Raw genomic sequence first — 570 nt, 5'->3', positions numbered from 1 at the left:
CCGAGCAGGCTGCGGGCACGAAGGTGGGGTTGCCCTTCGAGGAGGACTCCGCGGTGGGGCCGGTGAACAGTGCGCGGCAGTTGGCGCACGTGTCGGGGTTCGTGGATCGTCTGCCTGATCACGCGCGTCTGGCTGCCGGTGGTGGGCGGGTGGGGGGTGAGCTGGCGCGGGGGTTCTACTACCAGCCGACGGTGGTGGCCGGTCTGCGTCAGGGCGATGAGGTGGTGCAGGAGGAGGTGTTCGGGCCGGTGATCACGGTGCAGCGCTTCTCCGATGAGCAGCAGGCGCTGGGGTGGGCCAACGGCACCCGGTACGGGTTGGCTTCGAGCGTGTGGACGAGGGACTTCGGGCGGGCGATGCGGATGTCGGCGGCGTTGGACTTCGGGTGCGTGTGGATCAATGCGCACATCCCGTTGGTGGCGGAGATGCCGCACGGGGGGTTCAAGCAGTCGGGGTACGGCAAGGACTTGTCGGTGTACGGGTTGGAGGACTACACCCGCCTCAAGCACGTGATGGCCAACATCGAGTCCTGACACCCGGGAACCCGCGCGCTCCCCGGCCGGGGAGCGC

At 68.9% G+C, this 570-nt stretch carries 1 protein-coding gene; it reads left to right on the top strand.

The window, feature by feature from the left end:
• A partial coding sequence (locus ACRYM2_RS23185) for an aldehyde dehydrogenase family protein (RefSeq protein WP_432525062.1) occupies positions 1 to 533 on the top strand: 533 nt, incomplete at its 5' end.
• Between the last annotated feature and the right edge of the window lie 37 nt (positions 534 to 570).

The organism is Kineococcus aridisoli (assembly GCF_050871885.1).
Taxonomy (GTDB): domain Bacteria; phylum Actinomycetota; class Actinomycetes; order Actinomycetales; family Kineococcaceae; genus Kineococcus.
This window is presented reverse-complemented; position numbering and strand designations above follow the sequence as displayed.